At 76.2% G+C, this 227-nt stretch carries 1 protein-coding gene; it reads right to left on the reverse strand.

All coding sequences use genetic code 11. The features are described 5' to 3' along the window. On the reverse strand, positions 1 to 227 hold a 227-nt coding region (locus tag G3I65_RS40055), incomplete at both ends, for a hypothetical protein (RefSeq protein ID WP_160700693.1).

Here is a 227-nt window from a genome sequence, read left to right on the forward strand (position 1 = left end):
CCGTGCGCGGGGACGACGACGGTCGCGGCGGACGGCGTGACGAGCGCGTCGGAACTGGTGAGCGTGAGGGTGACCGGCGCGTCGCCGTCGTTGCGGTAGGTCACGGTCTTCGTCGACGGCGTGGTGTGCGGCCAGGCGAAGAAGCCGTAGCCGAGGCTCCCGGTGGTCGCGGTGACCCGCTGGGTGACCGCGCGGGCCGCGTCCACCCGGCCCGCGCCCTGCCCGGG

The sequence above is a fragment of the Amycolatopsis sp. SID8362 genome (assembly GCF_010550475.1).
Classification (GTDB): domain Bacteria; phylum Actinomycetota; class Actinomycetes; order Mycobacteriales; family Pseudonocardiaceae; genus Amycolatopsis; species Amycolatopsis eburnea.